At 63.3% G+C, this 20,130-nt stretch carries 17 protein-coding genes; 8 read left to right on the top strand and 9 right to left on the bottom strand.

Annotated features, from left to right (window positions below; translation table 11 throughout):
* Positions 1–102 precede the first annotated feature (102 nt).
* Positions 103–1,140 (top strand): OmpA family protein, encoded by a 1,038-nt coding sequence (locus IFU31_RS03855; protein ID WP_192053153.1) that lies wholly within the window; start codon positions 103–105, stop codon positions 1,138–1,140.
* Between the two features lie 147 nt (positions 1,141–1,287).
* Positions 1,288–2,316 carry a quinone-dependent dihydroorotate dehydrogenase gene (locus IFU31_RS03850; RefSeq protein ID WP_192102340.1) on the top strand — a complete coding sequence of 343 codons (1,029 nt, stop codon included), beginning with the start codon at positions 1,288–1,290 and terminating at the stop codon, positions 2,314–2,316.
* 88 nt (positions 2,317–2,404) lie between these two features.
* Here IFU31_RS03850 and rmf read toward each other — a convergent pair whose 3' ends face one another.
* On the bottom strand, positions 2,405–2,620 hold the full coding sequence (gene rmf, locus IFU31_RS03845) for a ribosome modulation factor (protein WP_008368461.1): 216 nt from the start codon (positions 2,618–2,620) through the stop codon (positions 2,405–2,407).
* Between the two features lie 533 nt (positions 2,621–3,153).
* Between rmf and rlmKL the strand changes: the two genes are divergently transcribed.
* Positions 3,154–5,430: a bifunctional 23S rRNA (guanine(2069)-N(7))-methyltransferase RlmK/23S rRNA (guanine(2445)-N(2))-methyltransferase RlmL gene (gene rlmKL / locus IFU31_RS03840; RefSeq protein ID WP_192102339.1), complete on the top strand. Its 2,277-nt coding sequence runs from the start codon at positions 3,154–3,156 to the stop codon at positions 5,428–5,430.
* Between the two features lie 63 nt (positions 5,431–5,493).
* Here rlmKL and dacB read toward each other — a convergent pair whose 3' ends face one another.
* Complete coding sequence (gene dacB, locus IFU31_RS03835) at positions 5,494–6,954, bottom strand: D-alanyl-D-alanine carboxypeptidase/D-alanyl-D-alanine endopeptidase (protein ID WP_185794463.1); 1,461 nt, start codon at positions 6,952–6,954, stop codon at positions 5,494–5,496.
* A 267-nt stretch (positions 6,955–7,221) separates the two neighbouring features.
* On the opposite strand from dacB, the gene IFU31_RS03830 reads away from it, so the two are divergent.
* From IFU31_RS03830 to IFU31_RS03820, 3 genes are all read left to right on the top strand, one after another.
* Positions 7,222–7,695, top strand: coding sequence for a MarR family winged helix-turn-helix transcriptional regulator (locus tag IFU31_RS03830; RefSeq protein WP_192053161.1), 474 nt, complete (start codon positions 7,222–7,224; stop codon positions 7,693–7,695).
* A gap of 71 nt (positions 7,696–7,766) precedes the next feature.
* On the top strand, positions 7,767–8,999 hold the full coding sequence (locus tag IFU31_RS03825; protein WP_192102338.1) for an HlyD family secretion protein: 1,233 nt from the start codon (positions 7,767–7,769) through the stop codon (positions 8,997–8,999).
* Between the two features lie 57 nt (positions 9,000–9,056).
* Positions 9,057–10,589 carry a DHA2 family efflux MFS transporter permease subunit gene (locus tag IFU31_RS03820; protein WP_192102337.1) on the top strand — a complete coding sequence of 511 codons (1,533 nt, stop codon included), beginning with the start codon at positions 9,057–9,059 and terminating at the stop codon, positions 10,587–10,589.
* Positions 10,590–10,688: 99 nt separating this feature from the next.
* Here the strand turns inward: IFU31_RS03820 and lpxH are convergent, their stop codons facing one another.
* A complete protein-coding gene (gene lpxH / locus IFU31_RS03815; RefSeq protein ID WP_192102336.1) occupies positions 10,689–11,423 on the bottom strand; it encodes a UDP-2,3-diacylglucosamine diphosphatase in 735 nt (244 codons plus the stop codon).
* Entirely contained in the window at positions 11,420–11,923 is a 504-nt protein-coding gene (locus IFU31_RS03810; RefSeq protein ID WP_122476043.1) for a peptidylprolyl isomerase, read from the bottom strand. Before IFU31_RS03810 ends, lpxH begins: the two co-directional genes overlap by 4 nt.
* Before the next feature lie 229 nt (positions 11,924–12,152).
* Here IFU31_RS03810 and IFU31_RS03805 point away from each other — a divergent pair, with 229 nt between their 5' ends.
* Together IFU31_RS03805 and cysS are read left to right on the top strand one after the other, a co-directional pair.
* Positions 12,153–13,850 carry a glutamine--tRNA ligase/YqeY domain fusion protein gene (locus tag IFU31_RS03805; RefSeq protein ID WP_192102335.1) on the top strand — a complete coding sequence of 566 codons (1,698 nt, stop codon included), beginning with the start codon at positions 12,153–12,155 and terminating at the stop codon, positions 13,848–13,850.
* 29 nt (positions 13,851–13,879) lie between these two features.
* Positions 13,880–15,262, top strand: coding sequence for a cysteine--tRNA ligase (cysS, locus tag IFU31_RS03800; RefSeq protein ID WP_192102334.1), 1,383 nt, complete (start codon positions 13,880–13,882; stop codon positions 15,260–15,262).
* A gap of 253 nt (positions 15,263–15,515) precedes the next feature.
* On the opposite strand, the gene IFU31_RS03795 is transcribed toward cysS, so the two are convergent.
* Genes IFU31_RS03795 through IFU31_RS03775 form a run of 5 tightly spaced genes read right to left on the bottom strand, consistent with a single transcriptional unit; the run spans position 15,516 to position 20,128 of the window.
* Entirely contained in the window at positions 15,516–16,556 is a 1,041-nt protein-coding gene (locus tag IFU31_RS03795; RefSeq protein WP_192102333.1) for an ABC transporter substrate-binding protein, read from the bottom strand.
* On the bottom strand, positions 16,553–17,695 hold the full coding sequence (locus tag IFU31_RS03790) for an NAD(P)/FAD-dependent oxidoreductase (RefSeq protein WP_192102332.1): 1,143 nt from the start codon (positions 17,693–17,695) through the stop codon (positions 16,553–16,555). Before IFU31_RS03790 ends, IFU31_RS03795 begins: the two co-directional genes overlap by 4 nt.
* Positions 17,692–19,047: an FAD-dependent oxidoreductase gene (locus tag IFU31_RS03785; protein ID WP_192102331.1), complete on the bottom strand. Its 1,356-nt coding sequence runs from the start codon at positions 19,045–19,047 to the stop codon at positions 17,692–17,694. The genes IFU31_RS03790 and IFU31_RS03785 overlap by 4 nt, the downstream gene beginning before the upstream one ends.
* A complete protein-coding gene (locus IFU31_RS03780; RefSeq protein WP_192102330.1) occupies positions 19,044–19,334 on the bottom strand; it encodes a (2Fe-2S)-binding protein in 291 nt (96 codons plus the stop codon). The genes IFU31_RS03785 and IFU31_RS03780 overlap by 4 nt, the downstream gene beginning before the upstream one ends.
* Positions 19,334–20,128 carry an ABC transporter permease gene (locus tag IFU31_RS03775; protein ID WP_122476031.1) on the bottom strand — a complete coding sequence of 265 codons (795 nt, stop codon included), beginning with the start codon at positions 20,126–20,128 and terminating at the stop codon, positions 19,334–19,336. Before IFU31_RS03775 ends, IFU31_RS03780 begins: the two co-directional genes overlap by 1 nt.
* Between the last annotated feature and the right edge of the window lie 2 nt (positions 20,129–20,130).

Raw genomic sequence — 20,130 nt, 5'->3', positions numbered from 1 at the left:
TCGGCGCAAAGGTCTCTAACCTACCGGCAAGGTCTGCTAGACTTGCCGTCAAGCTGCCCCGGATGAGGGGCGCTTAACAATCACCAGATGGGGATTTAACGGATGAAACTGAAAAACACCTTGGGCCTTGCCATTGGTTCTCTCGTTGCCGCAACTTCATTCGGCGTATTGGCACAAGGCCAAGGCGCAGTTGAAATCGAAGGCTTCGCCAAGAAAGAATACTACGACAGCGCTCGCGACTTCAAAAACGACGGCAACCTGTTCGGTGGCTCGGTTGGTTACTTCCTGACCGACGACGTTGAATTGCGTCTGGGTTACGACGAAGTCCACAACGTTCGCAGCGACAGCGGCAAGAACATCAAGGGCTCCAACACAGCTCTGGACGCTCTGTACCACTTCAACAAGCCAGGCGACATGCTGCGTCCGTACGTTTCGGCTGGTTTCTCTGACCAAAGCATCGGTCAGAACGATCGCAACGGCCGTAACGGTTCCACCTTCGCCAACCTGGGCGGCGGTGCCAAGCTGTACTTCACTGACAACTTCTACGCCCGTGCCGGTGTTGAAGCTCAGTACAACATCGACCAAGGCGACACCGAGTGGGCGCCAAGCGTCGGTATCGGCGTGAACTTCGGTGGCGGCTCCAAGCCTGCTCCAGCCGCTGCTCCAGCTCCAGTAGCTGAAGTCTGCGCTGACTCCGACAACGACGGCGTCTGCGACAACGTCGACAAGTGCCCTGACACCCCTGCCAACGTTACCGTTGACGCTGATGGCTGCCCAGCCGTCGCCGAAACCGTTCGCGTTGAGCTGGACGTCAAGTTCGACTTCGACAAGTCGGTCGTGAAGACCAACAGCTATGGCGATATCAAGAACCTGGCTGACTTCATGAAGCAGTACCCACAGACCACCACCACTGTTGAAGGTCACACTGACTCCGTCGGTCCTGATGCCTACAACCAGAAGCTGTCCGAGCGTCGCGCTGCTGCTGTCAAGCAAGTGCTGACCGGTCAGTACGGTGTTGAATCCAACCGCGTAAACTCGGTTGGCTACGGCGAAACCCGCCCAGTGGCTGACAACGCCACCGACGCTGGCCGCGCTGTAAACCGTCGCGTAGAAGCTGAAGTAGAAGCTCAAGCTAAGTAATTAGCTACCGCTTCAACGAAAAGCCCGGCTCATGCCGGGCTTTTCTTTGCCTGCGATTTGGCCTGTGCCCCCCGCCACCATACCTAACCGGCCGCGGATCTGGCACAATCGCACCCCTCTATCGCTTCCTCGGAGCCAAGCCCGCCTATGTACAATCTGGCCCGCCAGCTGCTGTTCAAATTGTCCGCTGAAACCTCCCATGACTTGTCGCTGGACCTTATCGGCGCCGGTGGCCGCCTGGGCCTCAACGGCCTGCTCGCCAAGCCGCCGGCGCGCCTGCCGGTCACGGTCATGGGTCTGCAGTTCGACAATCCGGTGGGGCTGGCAGCGGGTCTGGACAAGAACGGTGCGGCCATCGACGGCTTCTCCCAGCTGGGTTTCGGCTCGGTGGAAATCGGCACGGTGACGCCACGTCCACAGCCGGGCAATCCAAAGCCCCGTTTGTTTCGCCTGCCTGAAGCCTGCGCAATCATCAACCGCATGGGCTTCAACAACCTGGGTGTCGACAACCTGGTCGAGCGCGTCAAGGCGGCCAAGTATCGGGGCGTGCTGGGTATCAATATCGGCAAGAACCTCACCACCCCGGTCGAGCGCGCCGTGGACGACTACCTGATCTGTCTGGACAAGGTCTACGACCACGCCAGCTACATCACCGTCAACATCAGCTCGCCCAATACCGCCGGCCTGCGCAGCCTGCAGTTCGGTGACTCGCTCAAGCAGTTGCTAGACACGCTGGCAGCACGGCGCGTGGTGCTGGCCGGGCAAAGCGGACGGCATGTGCCACTGGCGATCAAGATCGCTCCGGACATGAGCGATGAAGAAACCGCACTGGTGGCACAGGCACTGGTCGACGCTGGTATGGACGCAGTGATCGCCACCAATACCACCCTCAGCCGGGTCGGTGTCGAGGGGCTGGTTCACGCAGACGAAGCCGGTGGGTTGTCGGGAGCGCCGGTGCGGGAGCAAAGCACTCACATCGTCAAGGTGCTGTCGCAGACCTTGAACGGCAGATTGCCGATCATTGCAGCAGGCGGGATCACCGAGGGTGGGCATGCGGCCGAAAAAATTGCCGCGGGTGCCAGTCTGGTGCAGATTTATTCGGGCTTCATCTACAAGGGGCCTGCACTGATCCGCGAGTCGGTGGACGCCATCGCGGCGCTGCGCGCCAGGCAATGATTCAAGGCGCGATAGGGGCCTCGCAGAGGCCCCTGGGCGCTAGCCCGCCGCCCTAGTTGGGCGTGCATGGTGAAAAGGAAAAAGAGTGTCAGCCGACGGCGTGAAGTTCGTTGAGCCTATGGATCCCCGCAGTGCCGGTCATACCGTCCCAGTTGTCGCCGCGTCCTTCGCGCCAGCCGTTGATCCAGGCTTGGCGTACCGACGGTAGAGTAAAAGGGCAAAGCTCGCGGGATTTGCCATGGATGCCATACTGGTATCCGCGTAGAAATGCTCGTTCCAACGGATCACGCTTAAGTCTTCTCATAGGGTGTTGCCCTCTGTCTATTGACTGTAATGTCCCGTTGGCCTCGTGTGAGGCCAGGCAGATGATCTGCCGGTATCGCGCTCGCTGCCGGCGTGGCGAGCAGTGATGTCTTCGCCATTGCGGCGACGACCTGAGGTGATTTCTAAACGTTGAACTGCGCGATGTGAATGATCGTTTTGTCATAAGCACGTAACTATTTCGCGGTATGGGCAATAAGTAAGCAGGTACTTCAAGCTTCACTCGACTGCTAGCCCGTCCAAGACAAGGCTTGCAGTATGCAATGAGGTCAATATGCCATTGCGAATCATCTCGATTCCAGAGACGTGAAAAATCGACGAAGGGTCGCGCAGGCGATGCCTTTTTCAGCAGAATCAGGTTCTGCCTCGGCTTCTCGCTTATCAAGGCGGCAGGTGGGGTGGATTGACACCACGGTGGTGTCGCTCGGGCGCTCCATTGCGTAAGGCGCCTGGTTGAATCTCGAGACGGCAATGCGCTTGCCGTCTCATCAATGCCCAAATGGGCCAGGAAGTACCATGTCGGACCGTTTTGAACTGTTTCTCACATGCCCCAAGGGCCTCGAAGGCTTGCTTGCCGAAGAAGCCACCGCCCTGGGCCTGGAAGAAACCCGCGAGCACACCTCCGCAGTGCGCGGCATGGCCGACATGGAAACCGCCTACCGGCTGTGCCTGTGGTCGCGGCTGGGCAACCGCGTGCTGCTGGTGCTCAAGCGCTTTGCCATGAAAGATGCCGAAGACCTCTATCACGGCGTTCTGGATGTCGAGTGGCAGGACCACCTGCTGCCCGACGGCACCCTGGCCGTGGAGTTCAGCGGGCATGGTTCGGGCATCGACAACACTCACTTCGGTGCGCTGAAGGTCAAGGATGCCATTGTCGACAAGCTGCGCACGCCCAGCGGCGAGCGTCCCAGCGTCGACAAGCTCAACCCGGACCTGCGCGTGCATCTGCGCCTGGACCGCGGCGAGGCGATTCTCTCGCTCGATCTGTCCGGACACAGCCTGCACCAGCGTGGCTACCGCCTGCAGCAAGGCGCTGCGCCGCTCAAGGAAAACCTTGCAGCCGCCATTCTGATTCGTGCGGGCTGGCCGCGCATCGCTGCCGAGGGCGGCGCACTGGCCGACCCGATGTGTGGTGTGGGGACTTTTCTGGTAGAGGCGGCCATGATTGCCGCCGACATCGCACCCAACCTCAAGCGCACGCGCTGGGGCTTCAGCGCCTGGCTCGGTCATGTTCCCGCCACCTGGCGAAAGCTGCACGACGAGGCGCTGGCAAGGGCCGAAGCCGGGTTGGCCAAGCCAGCCTCGTGGATTCGCGGCTACGAAGCCGACCCGCGGTTGATCCAGCCAGGCCGCAACAACGTGGAACGCGCCGGCCTCAGCGACTGGATCAAGATCTACCAGGGCGAGGTGGCGACGTTCGAGCCGCGCCCCGATCACAACCAGAAAGGCCTGGTCATCTGTAACCCGCCGTACGGCGAGCGGCTGGGCGATGAGGCCAGCTTGCTGTACCTGTACCAGAACCTGGGCGAACGCCTGCGCCAGGCCTGCCTGAACTGGGAAGCGGCGGTGTTCACCGGTGCCCCCGACCTGGGCAAGCGCATGGGTATCCGCAGCCACAAGCAGTATTCGTTCTGGAACGGCCCGTTGCCGTGCAAGTTGCTATTGATCAAGGTGCTGCCAGACCAGTTCGTCACCGGTGAGCGACGTACGCCCGAGCAGCGCCAGGCCGCGCGTGAGCAAGCCGAGCAGGTGGATACTGCGCCAGCGCTGGCCGATCCGTATGCACGGGTGAACAAGAACGGCAATCCGGTCAAGCCGGCGCCGACGCCCGCGCCGGTGGTGGAGCAGGCGCGGCTGAGCGAAGGCGGGCAGATGTTCGCCAACCGGCTGCAGAAGAACCTCAAGACCCTGGGCAAATGGGCGCGACGCGAGGGTATCGATTGCTACCGTGTGTACGATGCGGACATGCCTGAATATGCCATGGCCATCGATCTGTACCACGATTGGGTGCACGTGCAGGAATACGCCGCGCCCAAGTCGATCGACCCTGAGAAGGCTTCGGCACGCCTGTACGACGCCCTGGCGGCGATTCCGCAGGCACTGAACATCGACAAGAGCCGGGTCATCATCAAGCGCCGCGAGCGCCAGAGCGGGACGCGCCAATACGAGCGCCAGAGCGCTCAGGGCCAGTTCACCCAGGTGCAGGAGGGCGGCGTGCAGTTGTTGGTGAACCTGACGGACTACCTGGATACCGGGCTGTTTCTCGATCATCGGCCAATGCGCCTGCGCATTCAGAAAGAGGCAGCGGGCAAGCGTTTCCTCAACCTGTTCTGCTACACCGCCACGGCGAGCGTGCATGCGGCCAAGGGCGGTGCGCGCAGCACGACCAGCGTCGACCTGTCCAAGACCTATCTGGATTGGGCGCGGCGCAACCTGTCGCTCAATGGTTTCTCGGACAAGAACCGCCTGGAGCAGGGCGATGTGATGGCTTGGCTACAGGCCAGTCGTGACGAATACGACATGATTTTCATCGACCCACCGACCTTCTCCAATTCCAAGCGCATGGAAGGGGTGTTCGATGTGCAGCGCGACCACGTCGAGCTGCTGGACCTGGCGGTCGCAAGGTTGGCACCGGGGGGCGTGGTGTATTTCTCCAACAACTTCCGCAAGTTCCAGCTGGACGCCAATTTGGCCGAGCGCTATGCGGTCGAGGACATCACGGCGCAGACAGTGGATCAGGATTTCGCGCGCAACGGCAAGATCCACAGGGCCTGGAAGATTCAGGCGCGGTGATTCACCGAGAGAGGGCGCTGCCTTTGCAAGCAGCGCGCCTCCCTTCCAGAGGGTTTGGGTGGATTACTGGATGTTGGGCGAAGTAGACGCGGCTTTTGGCTGCGAATACAGATCCAGCAGTGCCTGATCCAGCACCGACGAGGCGCCCCACGGGCGTGGGTCGTTGAGAATGGCGACCACCGCCCAGGTGTTGCCATTGCTGTCGCGGCTGTAGCCGGCGATGGCGCGAACGGTGTTCAGGGTGCCGGTCTTGATGTGGCCTTCACCTTGCAGGGCCGTGCGCTTGAGGCGCTTGCGCATGGTGCCGTCCATGCCGACGATCGGCATCGACGCCATGAACTCGGCAGCGTACGGACTTTTCCAGGCCGCCTGCAGCAAGGTGGCCATCTCCCGCGCGCTGACGCGCTCGTCACGCGACAGCCCCGAGCCGTTCTCCATCACCAGATGCGATGCGGTGATGCCCTTTTTCGCCAGCCACCCACGAATCACCCGCTGTGCGGCCTTGGCATCGTCGCCGTCGGCCTCGTTGCGATAGCGCTCGCCCAAGCTGAGGAACAGCTGCTGAGCCATGGTGTTGTTGCTGTACTTGTTGATGTCGCGAATGATTTCCACCAGATCCGGCGAAAACGCCCGCGCCAGTACTCGCGCGCTCTTCGGCACGGCCCCTAGACGGTCGCCGCCCTGGATGCTGCCGCCCAGTTCGTTCCAGATGGCCCGCACCGCGCCGGCTGCATAGCTCTGGTGGTCGAGCAGCGACAGGTAGGTTTGCGAACTGCAGCCCTCGGCCAACTGGCCGCTGACCACCACGGTCATGCCGTCGGCCTGGGTGATCGGGTTGTAGCGCACGTCGCCCGTGCACTTGGTGCCGGGCAGGGCCTTGACCTGGTTGTCGATGCGGATGGTCGCGATCGGCGGTTCAACCGACACCAGCACCTTGCCGGTGTCGTTGCGGGTGACGAAGCGCAGCGCCTTGAGGTTGACCAGCAGCGAATCCGGACGCACCAGGAACGGTGCGTTTTCGTCGCCGCCGTCGTCGTTGAACGCTGGCAGTTGCGGCTGCACGAAATGGCTGCGGTCCAGCACCAGGTCACCCGTCACCTGGCGCACGCCGTTGGCGCGCAGGTCGCGCATGAGCAGCCAGAGCTTTTCCATGTTCAGCTTGGGGTCGCCGCCGCCCTTGAGGTAGAGGTTGCCGTTGAGCACGCCGTTGCTCAGGGTGCCGTCGGTAAAGAATTCGGTCTTCCACTGGTAGGTCGGCCCCAGCAACTCGAGTGCTGCATAGGTGGTGACCAGCTTCATGGTCGAGGCCGGGTTGACTGACACGTCGGCGTTGAACACGGTCGGGCTGCCGGGGCCGTTGAGCGGCAGCATGACCAGTGACAGTGCATCGTTCTGCAGCTTGCTGGCCTTGATGGCTTGCTGAACCTTGGGCGGCAGGGTGGTGTTCAGGGGGGCGGCAGCGATGGGAAATGCCAGTGGCAACATCAGGCCGGCGAGCAGTATTGGACGAAGAGATTTGATCATGTGCGTGAAAACCCTGCAGGCGAGGGGTGACGAAAACGAGGGCCATATAAGGAAATGAAGACCCCCACTACGGGTGAAACGCCAGCATTATGCCCCAAGCGTTACGTGCTTTGACCAGCCACGATCTGGATCGGGTGAATTTTTCCGGTGAAAGCGACCGACAGATCTATCTGTTAGCAAGCTAACCATTGCCTTGACATTGTCTGCCTAAGCAGTAACATTATGTTTCGAAGATGTGTTCACACTGTCGGGACAGCTTGCCAGCCCATGAATCACTACACTCCCGAGACCTTCCATACCTGCAATCTGGGCCTGCTGCTGGGCCGTGGATCGGCGTTGAAGGACCGTTTGCTGGACGCGCACCTGGTGCCTTACGGGGTGACCGCGGCGCAATTCAAGGTGCTGATCATCAATGCGCGGTTCGGTATCGACACACCGGCGGAAATGTCCCGCTACCTGTCGCTGGACAGCGGTTCGATGACACGCATGCTCGACCGCCTGGAACACAAGCAGCTGATCAGGCGCCAGCGCAGCGCCGCCGATCGACGCCAGGTGCAGCTGGTGCTGACCGAAGAGGGGCAGGCACTGGCGGCACGCTTGCCGGTCATCGGTGCCAATGCCATGAACGAGCTGGTGGGCATGCTCGAACGCGAAGAAATCGTCGAATTGGAACGGATTCTCACGAAGCTGCTGCAGGCTTCCGGGGACCCCCTGTTGGCGCTGGGTACCGCCGCTGGGTGAACCCGCCGCCGTGAGACCCCGGACCGACCTGCTCGATGCAACACCGACCGAACCCTTTCAGGTGAACTGCCATGGCCAATGCCACTGCCACTGATTCCAATGCCACCCAGCAACCGCCCGCAGCGCCGTCGGCCGACGACAAGGCGCCGGGCAACCGTCGCAAGCGCAAGCTCTGGCTGTTCATCCTGCTCGCCCTGGTGGTGCTCGGCGGTCTGGGCGTCTGGGCCTGGTACACCCTGTACGGGCGCTGGAGCGAAAGCACCGATGATGCCTACGTGAATGGCAACGTGGTGGAAATCACCCCGTTGACCACGGGCACGGTGATCAGCATCGGCGCCGACGACGGCGACCTGGTCCACGAGGGCCAGCCGCTGGTGCAGTTCGACCCGAACGATTCGCAGATCGACCTGCAGAACGCCCAGGCCAACCTGGCCAAGGCGGTACGCCAGGTGCGTGGCTTGTACAGCAACGTTGACGGCATGAAAGCCCAGGTCGCTGCACGCAAGGCAGAAGTGCAACGCGCGCAGGACAACTATGGCCGACGCAAGAACCTGGCGTCCGACGGGGCGATCTCGCAGGAAGAGCTGTCCCACGCCCATGACGATCTGATTTCCGCGCAAAGCGCCTTGAGCAACACCCAGCAGCAACTGGCAACTTCGACCGCGCTGGTGGATGCCACGCAGGTGTCCAATCATCCCGACGTACGTGCCGCGGCAGCGCAGTTGCGCCAGGCCTATCTGGCCCATGCCCGCACCACCTTGATCGCCCCGGTGACCGGCTATGTGGCCAAGCGCACCGTGCAATTGGGGCAGCGCATCGAGCCGGGCACCGCGACCATGGCGGTGATCCCGCTCGACCAGCTGTGGATCGACGCCAACTTCAAGGAAACCCAGCTGCGCCACATGCGCATCGGCCAGCCGGTGGACATCACCAGTGACCTGTACGGCGACGAGGTGAAGTACAGCGGCACCATCGACAGCCTGGGCGCCGGTACCGGCAGTGCGTTCGCCCTGCTGCCGGCGCAGAACGCTACGGGCAACTGGATCAAGATCGTGCAACGGGTGCCGGTGCGGGTGCACATCAACCCCGCGCAGTTGCGCGAGCACCCGCTGCGCATCGGCCTGTCGACGGTGGTCGATGTGAACCTGCACGACCAGAGCGGGCCGGTATTGGCCCAGCAACCCCCGCAGCAGGCGTCCTTCACCACCAATGTCTACGACAAGCAGTTGGGTGAGGCGGACGCCATGATCGCCCAGTTGATCCACGACAACAGCGCAGCGCCCGGTACCACGGCCACGCGCTGATTCGCCTGCGCCGGGCCCTGAAGGGCGGGCGCGGCATCGCATTGCAAAGGGTGGATCATGGATTCCAAAGCCTCGTTCACGCCGCCAAGCCTGTTGCTCTGCACCATCGGCCTGTCGCTGGCGACCTTCATGCAGGTGCTCGACACCACCATCGCCAACGTCGCTCTGCCGACCATTTCCGGCAACCTGGGGGTCAGCTCCGAGCAGGGCACCTGGGTCATCACTTCGTTTGCGGTGAGCAACGCCATCGCCTTGCCACTGACCGGCTGGCTGAGTCGACGCTTCGGTGAAGTGAAGCTGTTTCTCTGGGCCACGATGCTGTTCGTGCTGGCCTCGTTCCTGTGCGGTATTTCCACCTCGATGCCCGAGCTGGTCGGCTTTCGCGTGGTGCAGGGGCTGGTGGCAGGGCCGTTGTACCCGATGACGCAAACCCTGCTGATCGCCGTGTATCCACCGGCCAAGCGCGGCATGGCCCTGGCGCTGTTGGCGATGGTAACGGTGGTGGCGCCGATCGCCGGGCCGATCCTGGGTGGCTGGATCACCGACAGCTACAGCTGGCCGTGGATCTTCTTCATCAATATTCCCATCGGCTTGTTCGCCTGTGCTGTGGTGCGTCAGCAGATGGCCAAGCGGCCGGTGCACCTGAGCAGGCAGCCCATGGACTATGTCGGCCTGATCACGTTGATCATCGGCGTCGGTGCATTGCAGGTGGTGCTGGACAAGGGCAACGATCTGGACTGGTTCGAGTCCGGGTTCATCATCGTCGGCTCGGTCATATCGGCCGTAGCCTTGACGGCGTTCGTCATCTGGGAGCTGACCGATGAGCATCCAGTGGTGAACCTGCGACTGTTCGCGTTCCGCAACTTCCGCATCGGTACCTTGGTGTTGGTGTTCGGCTATGCCGGGTTTTTCGGCATCAACCTGATCCTGCCGCAGTGGCTGCAGACCCAGATGGGCTACACCGCCACCTGGGCGGGCCTGGCGGTGGCACCTATCGGTATCCTGCCGGTGCTGATGTCGCCCTTTGTCGGCAAGTACGCACACAAGTTCGATTTGCGTCTGCTCGCGGGCCTCGCGTTCGTGGCTATCGGTACCAGTTGCTTCATGCGTGCCGGTTTCAACAGCCAGGTGGACTTCCAGCATGTGGCACTGGTGCAGCTGTTCATGGGCGCCGGCGTGGCGCTGTTCTTCATGCCCACCTTGAGCATTCTGCTGTCGGACCTGCCACCGCAGCAGATTGCCGACGGGTCGGGCCTGGCGACGTTCCTGCGTACGCTGGGGGGCAGTTTCGCCGCATCGTTGACGACCTGGATCTGGATTCGCCGCGCCGATCAGCATCATGCCTACCTGACCGAGAGCATCAGCACCTACGATCCGGTGACCCGCCATGCGCTGGAGCAAATGGGCGGCAACACGCCTCAGGCGTATGCGCGGATGGAGCAGATGGTCAACAGCCAGGCCTACATGTTGAGTACGGTGGACTATTTCACCCTGATGGGATGGATCTTCGCCGGGCTGGTGCTGTTGGTCTGGCTGGCCAAGCCACCGTTCACCGCCAAGGCCGGGCCGGCTGCCGGTGGTGGGCATTGAAAACCGTGGCGCCTGTTCGCGGCCACTGACCGCTCCTACGGAGGCACCGCGATCTACCTGTAGGAGCGGTCAGTGGCCGCGAACAGGCAGTGCGGTGTATCAGACCGCCGGCGCCGGGAAATCGAACGGCGCCAGGTTGAAGCCCCGGTCATCCACCTGCAGCACCCACCCTTGACGATCCCAGTCCCCCAGCACGATACGCTGTGCCGGCAGATCACCGATCTGCAGCTCATGCACTGCCGGACGATGGGTATGCCCGTGAATCAGGATGGCCACACCGTGTTGGCGCATCACCCGCGGCACCTCTTCAGGGGTGACATCGACGATGTCATGGGCTTTCATCTGGGTCTGCGCCCGGCTTTCACTGCGCAGCTTGCGGGCAAGCTTGTGGCGCGTGCCCAGCGGCAGGTTGCGCAGGACGAACAGGGTCAGCGGGTTGCGCAGCACGCGGCGCAGGCGCATGTAGCCCTCGTCGCGCGTGCACAGGCTGTCGCCGTGCATCAACAGCACCGGCTCGCCGTTCAAGCGCACCAGGCTCGGATCGGCCAGCAGGGTGCAGCCGGCCTTCCTGCAGAAGCTCGAGCCGATCAGGAAATCACGGTTGCCGTGCATCAGGAAAATCTTCGTGCCACCGTCGCTGAGCGCACGCAGCGCTGCGCAGATGGACGATTGGAAAGGGGTCATGGCGTCGTCGCCGATCCAGGCTTCGAAGAAGTCGCCCAGAATGTACAGCGCCTCGGCTGAGCGCGCACGCCCGCCGAGGAAATCCAGAAACGCCCGGGTAATGTCCGGGCGTTCTTCCTGCAAGTGCAGATCGGAGATCAGCAGTATCACTCAGCGATCTCGGCTTTCTCGATGATCACGTCTTCAGCGGGTACGTCCTGGTGACCGGCCTTGGAGGTGGTGGACACGCCTTTGATCTTGTCGACCACGTCCTGGCCTTCGACCACTTCACCGAACACCGCGTAGCCCCAACCCTGGGTGGTTTTCGCGGTGTGGTTGAGGAAGCTGTTGTCGCCCACGTTGATGAAGAACTGCGCCGAAGCCGAATGCGGCTCCATGGTGCGGGCCATGGCCACCGAGTACTTCTTGTTCGGCAAGCCATTGTCGGCTTCGTTCTGGATGCTCGGGCGCTTGTCCTTCTTCTCTTTCATGCCAGGCTCGAAACCGCCGCCCTGGATCATGAAGTTGCCGATCACGCGGTGGAACACGGTGTTTTCGTAGTGGCCGGCCTGCACGTACTCGAGGAAGTTGGCCACGGTCAGCGGGGCCTTTTCGGCGTTCAGTTGCAGGACGATAACGCCGTGGTTGGTGGTCAGTTTGACTTTGGACATGGGTCTCTCTCTGTTCTGTGGAGAATGTTCTGTGGAAATTCGCTAGCGACGGCGCCCAGTTTACAGGCGACGATGCCTATTCAAAGGCTGTTTTTTGCCGCGCTGCAGGATTTACCCGATAGTTTGTCGGGGCTGGCCTGTCAGCCGGTTGACCGCTTCGGCTATGATAAGCGCTTTGATTTGGTCGGCCTACCCTGGCTGCCGCCGCATCGTTCGTTCAAGGATTCCAATGAGCAAGCCCACCGCCGACAACGCTCCCAACTCCAAAGGCAATGGCCCTGCCGTGCCCGCCAACTTCCTGCGCCCGATCGTCCAGGCCGACCTGGACGCCGGCAAGCACAGCCAGATCGTCACCCGCTTCCCGCCGGAGCCCAACGGTTATCTGCACATCGGCCATGCCAAGTCGATCTGCGTGAACTTCGGCCTGGCGCAGGAATTCGGCGGTGTCTGCAACCTGCGTTTCGACGACACCAATCCGGCCAAGGAAGATCAGGAATACATCGACGCCATCAAGCGCGACATCAAGTGGCTGGGCTTCGAGTGGGCCGGTGAAGAGCGTTACGCCTCGCAATACTTCGACCAGCTGCACGATTGGGCCGTGGAGCTGATCAAGCAGGGCGACGCCTACGTCTGCGACCTGACCCCCGAGCAGGCGCGCGAGTACCGCGGCAACCTGACCGAGCCTGGCCGCAACAGCCCGTTCCGCGAGCGCAGCGTCGAGGAAAACCTCGACCTGTTCGCGCGCATGAAGGCTGGCGAGTTCAAGGACGGCGAGCGCGTGCTGCGTGCGCGGATCGACATGGCCTCGCCGAACATGAACCTGCGCGACCCGATTCTCTACCGCATCCGCCACGCCCATCACCACCAGACCGGCGACGCCTGGTGCATCTACCCCAACTACGACTTCACCCACGGTCAGTCCGACGCCATCGAAGGCATCACGCACTCCATCTGCACCCTGGAATTCGAAGGGCATCGGCCGCTGTACGAATGGTTCCTCGACCATCTGTCGGTGCCGGCGCACCCGCGTCAGTACGAGTTCAGCCGCCTGAACCTCAATTACACGCTGACTTCCAAGCGCAAGCTCAAGCAGCTGGTCGACGAACAGCACGTGCAGGGCTGGGACGATCCGCGCATGTCGACGCTCTCGGGCTTCCGCCGTCGTGGCTACACCCCGGCGTCGATCCGCAACTTCTGCGACATGATCGGCACCAACCGTTCCGACGGCGTGGTCGACATGTCGATGCTCGAATTCAGCATCCGTGACGACCTCGACCGCAACGCACCGCGCGCCATGTGCGTGCTGCGCCCGCTCAAGGTGGTGATCACCAATTATCCGGAAGGCCAGGTCGAGCAGCTCGAGCTGCCGCGCCACCCCAAGGAAGACATGGGCGTGCGCGCCTTGCCGTTCGAGCGCGAGCTGTACATCGACCGCGGCGACTTCATGGAAGAACCGCCCAAGGGCTACAAGCGCCTGGAGCCCAACGGCGAAGTGCGCCTGCGTGGCAGCTACGTGATCCGTGCCGACGAAGCGATCAAGGATGCCGACGGCAACATCGTCGAGCTGCGCTGCTCGTACGACCCGGACACCCTGGGCAAGAATCCGGAAGGGCGCAAGGTCAAGGGCGTGATCCACTGGGTTCCGGCCGCGGCCAGCGTCGAGTGCGAAGTGCGCCTGTACGATCGCCTGTTCCGCTCGGCCAACCCGGAGAAGGCCGAAGACGGCGCGACGTTCCTCGACAATATCAATCCCGACTCCCTGCAGGTACTGCGTGGCTGCCGCGCCGAACCGTCGCTGGCCAACGCGGCGCCGGAGGATCGTTTCCAGTTCGAACGCGAAGGCTATTTCTGCGCCGACCTGGTCGACACGCAACCGGGTCGTCCGGTGTTCAACCGTACCGTCACCCTGCGTGACTCGTGGGGCTGAGCCTCGCCAGGCCAAGTTGAGGAATCGTTGTGCTGAACATCTACAACACGCTGAGCAAGAGCAAAGAGGTCTTCAAGCCGCTGGATGGCAACAAGGTGCGCATGTACGTGTGCGGCATGACCGTGTACGACTACTGCCACCTGGGCCACGGTCGCAGCATGGTCGCGTTCGATCTGGTCACGCGCTGGCTGCGCTACAGCGGCTATGAGCTGACCTACGTGCGCAACATCACCGACATCGACGACAAGATCATCAACCGTGCTCGGGACAACGGCGAAAGCTTCGATGCCCTGACCGCGCGCATGATCGATGCGATGCACGAGGACGAGGCGCGCCTGAACATCCTCAAGCCGGATCAGGAGCCGCGCGCCACCGAGCACATCCCGGGCATGCTGGCGATGATCCAGACCTTGATCGACAAGGGCTATGCCTATGCGCCGGGCAACGGCGACGTGTACTACCGGGTCGGCAAGTTCCAAGGCTACGGCAAGCTGTCGCGCAAGAAGATCGAAGACCTGCGCATCGGGGCGCGCATCGAAGTGGAAGAGGCCAAGCAGGACCCCCTCGATTTCGTCCTGTGGAAGGGCGTCAAGCCCGGCGAGCCTAGTTGGGAGTCACCGTGGGGCCCAGGCCGTCCTGGCTGGCACATCGAATGCTCGGTGATGTCGACCTGCTGCCTGGGCGACACCTTCGATATTCATGGTGGCGGCAACGACCTGGAATTCCCGCACCACGAGAACGAGATCGCCCAGAGCGAGGCGGCCACCGGCAAGCCGTACGCCAACGCCTGGCTGCATTGCGGGATGATCCGCATCAACGGCGAGAAGATGTCCAAGTCGCTGAACAACTTCTTCACCATTCGCGATGTGCTGGAGAAGTATCAGCCCGAGGTAGTGCGCTACCTGCTGGTTTCCAGCCATTACCGCAGTTCGATCAACTACTCCGAAGACAGCCTGAAGGAAGCCAAGGGCGCGCTGGAGCGGTTCTACCATGCGCTCAAGGGCTTGCCGAAAGTGGCGGCAGCGGGGGGCGAGCTGTTCGTCGAGCGCTTTGCCAATGCCATGAACGATGACTTCGGCACACCGGAGGCCTGCGCCGTGTTGTTCGATCTGGTGCGCGAGATCAACCGTTTGCGTGACAGTGATGTCGACGCAGCTGCGGGCTTGGCCGGTCGTTTGCGCGAACTGGGCGACCTGCTCGGGGTATTGCAGCTCGATTCCGACGAATTCCTCCAGGCCGGCGCTGCCGGACGCGTGGATGCGGCGCACGTGGACGCGCTCATCGCCGCACGTCTGGCGGCGCGGGCCGGCAAGGACTGGGCCGAATCCGACCGCATCCGCGACCAGCTCACCGCGCTGGGCGTTGTGCTGGAAGACGGCAAGGGCGGCACCACCTGGCGCCTGGCGGACTGATACAGCAACATTCCCCGTAGGAGCGGTCATCGGCCGCGAACCGGGCACTGCGGTGTACCAGTTGGACCGCGTCGCGCCTTTCGCGGCCACGGACCGCTCCTACGGATTTTGCGTAGGAGCGGTCATCGGCCGCGGACCGGGCACTGGGGTGTACCAGTTGGACCGCGTCACGCTTTTCGCGGCCACGGACCGCTCCTACGGATTTTGCGTAGGAGCGGTCATCGGCCGCGAAACGGGCGACTCGGTGCGTGGCCTAGCGCTCGATCGAGCGGCTCCAGCGGGCGTTCCAGGTAGGGCGCAGCTGGTTGACCTGATCCCAGTCGATGGCCACTGCCGTTTCCAGGTATTTCTCCATCGCCTGCACCTGCCCACGGGTCTTGTCGGTTGTTGGGGTATTGGGGTTGGACGGTATCTGATCGCCTTCCTCCAGTGCCGGTGCCTGGGCCTCGGGGCTCAGCAGGTAGGCCGCCAGCTTCTGGGCCAGCTCGGGCTGGTCGTTCTTGGCGATCACGCACTCCGCCACGTTGAGCACCACCGCGCCCTCCTTGGGTTGCGCGTACTCAACCGGTACACCGCGCAGTTTCAAGGCGGTCACCTGAGTCGGTGTGAGCGGAAACAACGCGGCCTCGTCGGTCTGCACCATCTCGGAGATCTTCGCCGAACTGGCAATGTACTCCAGCACATTCGGGCCTACCGTCTTGGGCCATGCCATGAACCCCGGTTCGACATCGGTGTCGCTGCCACCCTGCAAGCGGTTGAACATCAAGAAACCATGCAGGCCGAAGGTCGAGGAGGCGAGTGACTGGAACACCAGTTTGTCCTTGAAACGGCTGTCGGCCATGTCCATCCACGAGGTGGGGGCGGCCCAGCCATTCTTCTTGAACAGGCGCGTGTTGTAGGCCAGCCCAGTCACCCCCAGGCTGACCGCAGCGGCCTGATCCTTGATCCGCGCCTTGGCCGGGATGGCCGCCAGGCCGTCGCTGTCCTGCAGGGTGTCGCACAGGCCCATGGAGATGGCGCGGTACATGATGCCGTCGTCGAGAAACATCACATGGATCTGCGGGTTGTCCTTGCTCGCCTGGACCTTGGCGAGAATGTCCGAAGAAGTGCCCGGAACGATAACCACCTTCACATCATTGGCCTCCTCGAACGCCGGCAGCACCTTGTCGGCGTACAGGCGTTCCATGGTGCCGCCGTTCATGCCCAGGTAGAGCGTGGGCCCGGCCTGGGCGCCGGTGGCTGCAAGCAGTGCAGCGAGGGAGAGTGCGTGAACCGTAGGTTTGACTGGCTTCATGAAAGCGACCTTCCTTTATGCAGTTCAAGGGGAGAAAAGCGTTGGATGGAAAACGCGTCGATCGGCGCTCGACTGCTGCCCTCGACGATCAGTTGCGACAAGGCTTCACCGACTGCCGGGCCGATCTGGAAACCGGCTCCGGCAAAGCCGAATGCATGGATGAGGCCCGCCTGCGCCAGGCTGTGGCCGATCACCGGCTCGCGGTCGGGCAGGTAGCCTTCGGTCCCGCTCCAGGTACGGATCGCCTGCGCGCCGTGCAGGAACGGGTACAACTCGACGGCGTTGCGCAGGATATCCAGGGTGGCCAGTTGACCGGGGCGTGCCCGCACCGTGTCCACGGCGAAACCCTGCCCGCCGCCGAGCACGCAATTGCCCCGTGCCACCTGGCGCGCGTAGATGCCACCGCCCTCGACCCCGGTGCTGACGTCCATGACCACAGGCAGCGGTTCGGTCACCAGCATTGCCGGGTGGCCACTGGTCATCGGTACCTGCTCGCCGAACTGTTCGGCGATGTGGTTCGCCCAAGCCCCGGCACAGTTGAGCAGCCAGGGCGCGCGCAGCCGTTCGCCGTTGCTGCAGGCCAGCACGAACGCCTGGCCGTCATGGTCGAAGGCCAACGGCTGCACCTGCTCGACGATCCGTGCACCGGCACGCCTGGCCGCTGCCGCGAAGGCGGGCGAGACCAGGCGTGGGTTGGCATGCCCATCGGCGCTGCACAGCGACGCACCCACGGCCACGTCGCCCACCCAGGCAAAACGCTGGCGCAACTGACCACGATCGAGCAGCTCCACACCCAGATCGAAATCCGCGGCGGCGTCGGCCCAGGCTTGCAGACGGGCCATGTCGGCGTCACTGCGGGCCAGCTTGAGATGACCGGAACGCACGTACTCGCCGTCGATGCCGATCAGTCCGGGCAGGTCGCTCCACAGTTCATGGGCGCGCTGCGACAGCGGCAATTGCACCAGCGAACGGCCCTGACGGCGCACGCCACCGTAGTTCACGCCGCTGGACCGCGAGCCGCAGAAGTCGCGCTCCAGCAATACCACCCGCTGACCGCGCAGCGCCAGCATCAAGGCTGCCGAAGCACCGACAATTCCGCCGCCGACGATGATCACATCGGTTTCGCAGACCTGGCTCAAGGCTGCACCTCCACACCGAAGGGCAGCGGCTTGATGGGCGCCTGCGCGCGCAGGCGGCCGACGTCCTGCGGCGAGCACGCGGCGGCTTGGGCAATGATTTCCGCGGTGGCGCTGCCACACATGCGCCCCTGGCACCTGCCCATGCCGACCCGGCAATGGGCTTTGACTCGGTTGATATCGGTATGGCCCTGGGCGACCACCCCGCGTACCTCGCCGACGCTGACTTCCTCGCATCGGCACAGCATCAGTTCATCGGGCGCCTGGCGAGCCCAGTCCTCGGGGAACGGGAATGCGTCTTCCAGGCCGGCACGAAACCCCTGGATGCGCGCCAGTTGCCTTTGCAGGTGCGCGCCACGCCTGGCGTCGATGGCCACGCCCAGGTCTTCGAGCAGGGCCAGGGCGGCGCGCTCACCCGCCATTTCCGCCGCATCGGCGCCCATGATCCCAGCGCCATCACCGGCCAGGTAGACCCCCGGCACGCTGCTGCGCCCGGCCGGGTCGCGGCTCGGCAGCCAGGCCCGGTTGAGCGCGCTCCAGGCAAACGCGCAACCGAGCAGGTCGGCCAGTTGCGTTTCGCTGCGCAGCGCGTGAGCGAAGGCCAACCCGTCACAGGCCAGGGTGTGTCGTTTGCCACCTTGCTGCCAGGTGACGGCTTCGACCCTGCGCTCGCCGTCGACCCTGACCAGATGCGCGCCCTGATGCACGGCGATCCCGTGGGCGGTCAACCAGCCCCGATAATACAAGCCCTTGGCCAGGGTCAAGGGCTGACGCAGCAGCCGGGGCAGGGCTGCGACCTGAGCAGCGAACGGCGAGCTGTCCAGTACCGCCAGCACCCGCGCGCCGGCCTTGGCGTACTGATAAGCCACCAGATACAGCAACGGCCCACTGCCGGCGAACACCACCTGCTCGCCAATGGCACACCCCTGGGCCTTCAAGGCAATCTGCGCAGCGCCGAGGCTGTAGGCACCGGGCAAGGTCCAACCCGGCACCGGCAGGATGCGGTCGGTAGCGCCGGTGGCGATCAACAGGCAGTCATACTTGACGGTGCCGACGCGCTGCTGGTTGAGCGTGTGCAGGTAGCCATCCTCGGCGTTCCACACCAATGTGTCGGGCCGGTAGTCGATCTGCCCGCGCAGCGCGTCCAGCGCCTGATGCACCGCACCTGCCTTGCGCGCTTCGAAGCCATAGAGCTGGCTGGCAGGACGTTGAAAGTTGCCTGGTGCTCGGCGATAGACCTGGCCGCCGCCCTGCAAGGCTTCGTCCACCAGGCACGGGCGCAGGCCATGGGCGGCCAGGGTCTGCGCGGCACGGATGCCGGCCGGTCCGGCGCCGACGATCACCACCGCGTTCACGAGCGCCGCCCCGGTTCGCGGTCGACCTGCATGCCGGCTGCCAATGGCGTGGCACAGGCGCGCACGCGGCGGCCGTCGCCCAAGCGCACCCAGCAATCCTGGCAGGCGCCCATCAGGCAGAAACCGGCACGGGCCTGGGCACTGAAGTCGCTGCCGCGCAGGTCCTCGGCGCAGGTCAGTACTGCGACCAGCAGGGTATCCCCGACCAGACCGGTGACCGCTTGTCCGTCGAGGGTGAAGGGTACCGACGCGCGATCGAGTTCGGCCAGCCGCTTGAACAAAGCCATCAGTTTTTCCCTACCAGTACGCGGTCCAGGCCATACACCCGGTCGAGCAGAATCATGGTCGCCGCGGTCAAGGCGATCACCAGTGCCGACACCGCCGCCATCATCGGGTCGATGGACTCGGTGGCGTACACGTACATGCGCACGGGCAGGGTCTGGGTGGCGGGCGATGTAACGAAGATCGACAGGGTCACCTCGTCAAAGCTGTTGATGAACGCCAGCAGCCAGCCCCCGGCCACCCCCGGCAGGATCATCGGCAGAGTGATCTGACGAAACAGGGTGAAACGGCTGGCGCCCAGCGATTCCGCCGCCTGCTCGGCACTGCGGTCGATACCGATGGCGGCGGCGATCACCAGACGCAGCACATAAGGCGTGATCACCACCACATGGGCCAGCATCAGCCAGACGAAGCTGCCATTGACCCCCATCAGCGCGAACAGGCGCAGCATCGCCACGCCCAACACCAGGTGCGGAATGATGATCGGCGACAGAAACAGCGCATTGAGAAAGTCGCGTCCCGGAAAGTGATAGCGGGTGATCGCCAGCGCCGCCGGCACGGCGATCAGGGTCGCCAGGGTTGCAGCCACCACGGCCAGGATCAGGCTGTTATAGAACGCATCGATGAAATCGGCGCGCTCGAACACGGCGCGGAACCAGCGCAGGGAAAACCCGGAGGTGGGCAGGGTGAGGGTGTTCTCCGGGGTGAACGCCACCAGGCACACCACCACCAGCGGGGCCAGCATGAACACCACCACCAAGGCATGAAACGACAGGGCCAACGGACCGTTCTTGGACATCG

The organism is Pseudomonas sp. CFBP 13602, assembly GCF_014842725.1.
Taxonomy (GTDB): domain Bacteria; phylum Pseudomonadota; class Gammaproteobacteria; order Pseudomonadales; family Pseudomonadaceae; genus Aquipseudomonas; species Aquipseudomonas baltica.
This window is presented reverse-complemented; position numbering and strand designations above follow the sequence as displayed.

Excerpts from the sequence above, each read along its gene's own strand:
- IFU31_RS03795 (WP_192102333.1), bottom strand. The coding sequence starts at position 16,556 with ATGAAGCCAGTCAAACCTACGGTTCACGCACTCTCCCTCGCTGCACTG.
- IFU31_RS03855 (WP_192053153.1), top strand. The coding sequence starts at position 103 with ATGAAACTGAAAAACACCTTGGGCCTTGCCATTGGTTCTCTCGTTGCC.
- IFU31_RS03825 (WP_192102338.1), top strand. The coding sequence starts at position 7,767 with ATGGCCAATGCCACTGCCACTGATTCCAATGCCACCCAGCAACCGCCC.
- rlmKL (WP_192102339.1), top strand. The coding sequence starts at position 3,154 with ATGTCGGACCGTTTTGAACTGTTTCTCACATGCCCCAAGGGCCTCGAA.
- rmf (WP_008368461.1), bottom strand. The coding sequence starts at position 2,620 with ATGAGAAGACTTAAGCGTGATCCGTTGGAACGAGCATTTCTACGCGGA.
- IFU31_RS03820 (WP_192102337.1), top strand. The coding sequence starts at position 9,057 with ATGGATTCCAAAGCCTCGTTCACGCCGCCAAGCCTGTTGCTCTGCACC.
- IFU31_RS03830 (WP_192053161.1), top strand. The coding sequence starts at position 7,222 with ATGAATCACTACACTCCCGAGACCTTCCATACCTGCAATCTGGGCCTG.
- IFU31_RS03805 (WP_192102335.1), top strand. The coding sequence starts at position 12,153 with ATGAGCAAGCCCACCGCCGACAACGCTCCCAACTCCAAAGGCAATGGC.
- IFU31_RS03850 (WP_192102340.1), top strand. The coding sequence starts at position 1,288 with ATGTACAATCTGGCCCGCCAGCTGCTGTTCAAATTGTCCGCTGAAACC.
- IFU31_RS03780 (WP_192102330.1), bottom strand. The coding sequence starts at position 19,334 with ATGGCTTTGTTCAAGCGGCTGGCCGAACTCGATCGCGCGTCGGTACCC.
- IFU31_RS03810 (WP_122476043.1), bottom strand. The coding sequence starts at position 11,923 with ATGTCCAAAGTCAAACTGACCACCAACCACGGCGTTATCGTCCTGCAA.
- IFU31_RS03775 (WP_122476031.1), bottom strand. The coding sequence starts at position 20,128 with ATGTCCAAGAACGGTCCGTTGGCCCTGTCGTTTCATGCCTTGGTGGTG.
- dacB (WP_185794463.1), bottom strand. The coding sequence starts at position 6,954 with ATGATCAAATCTCTTCGTCCAATACTGCTCGCCGGCCTGATGTTGCCA.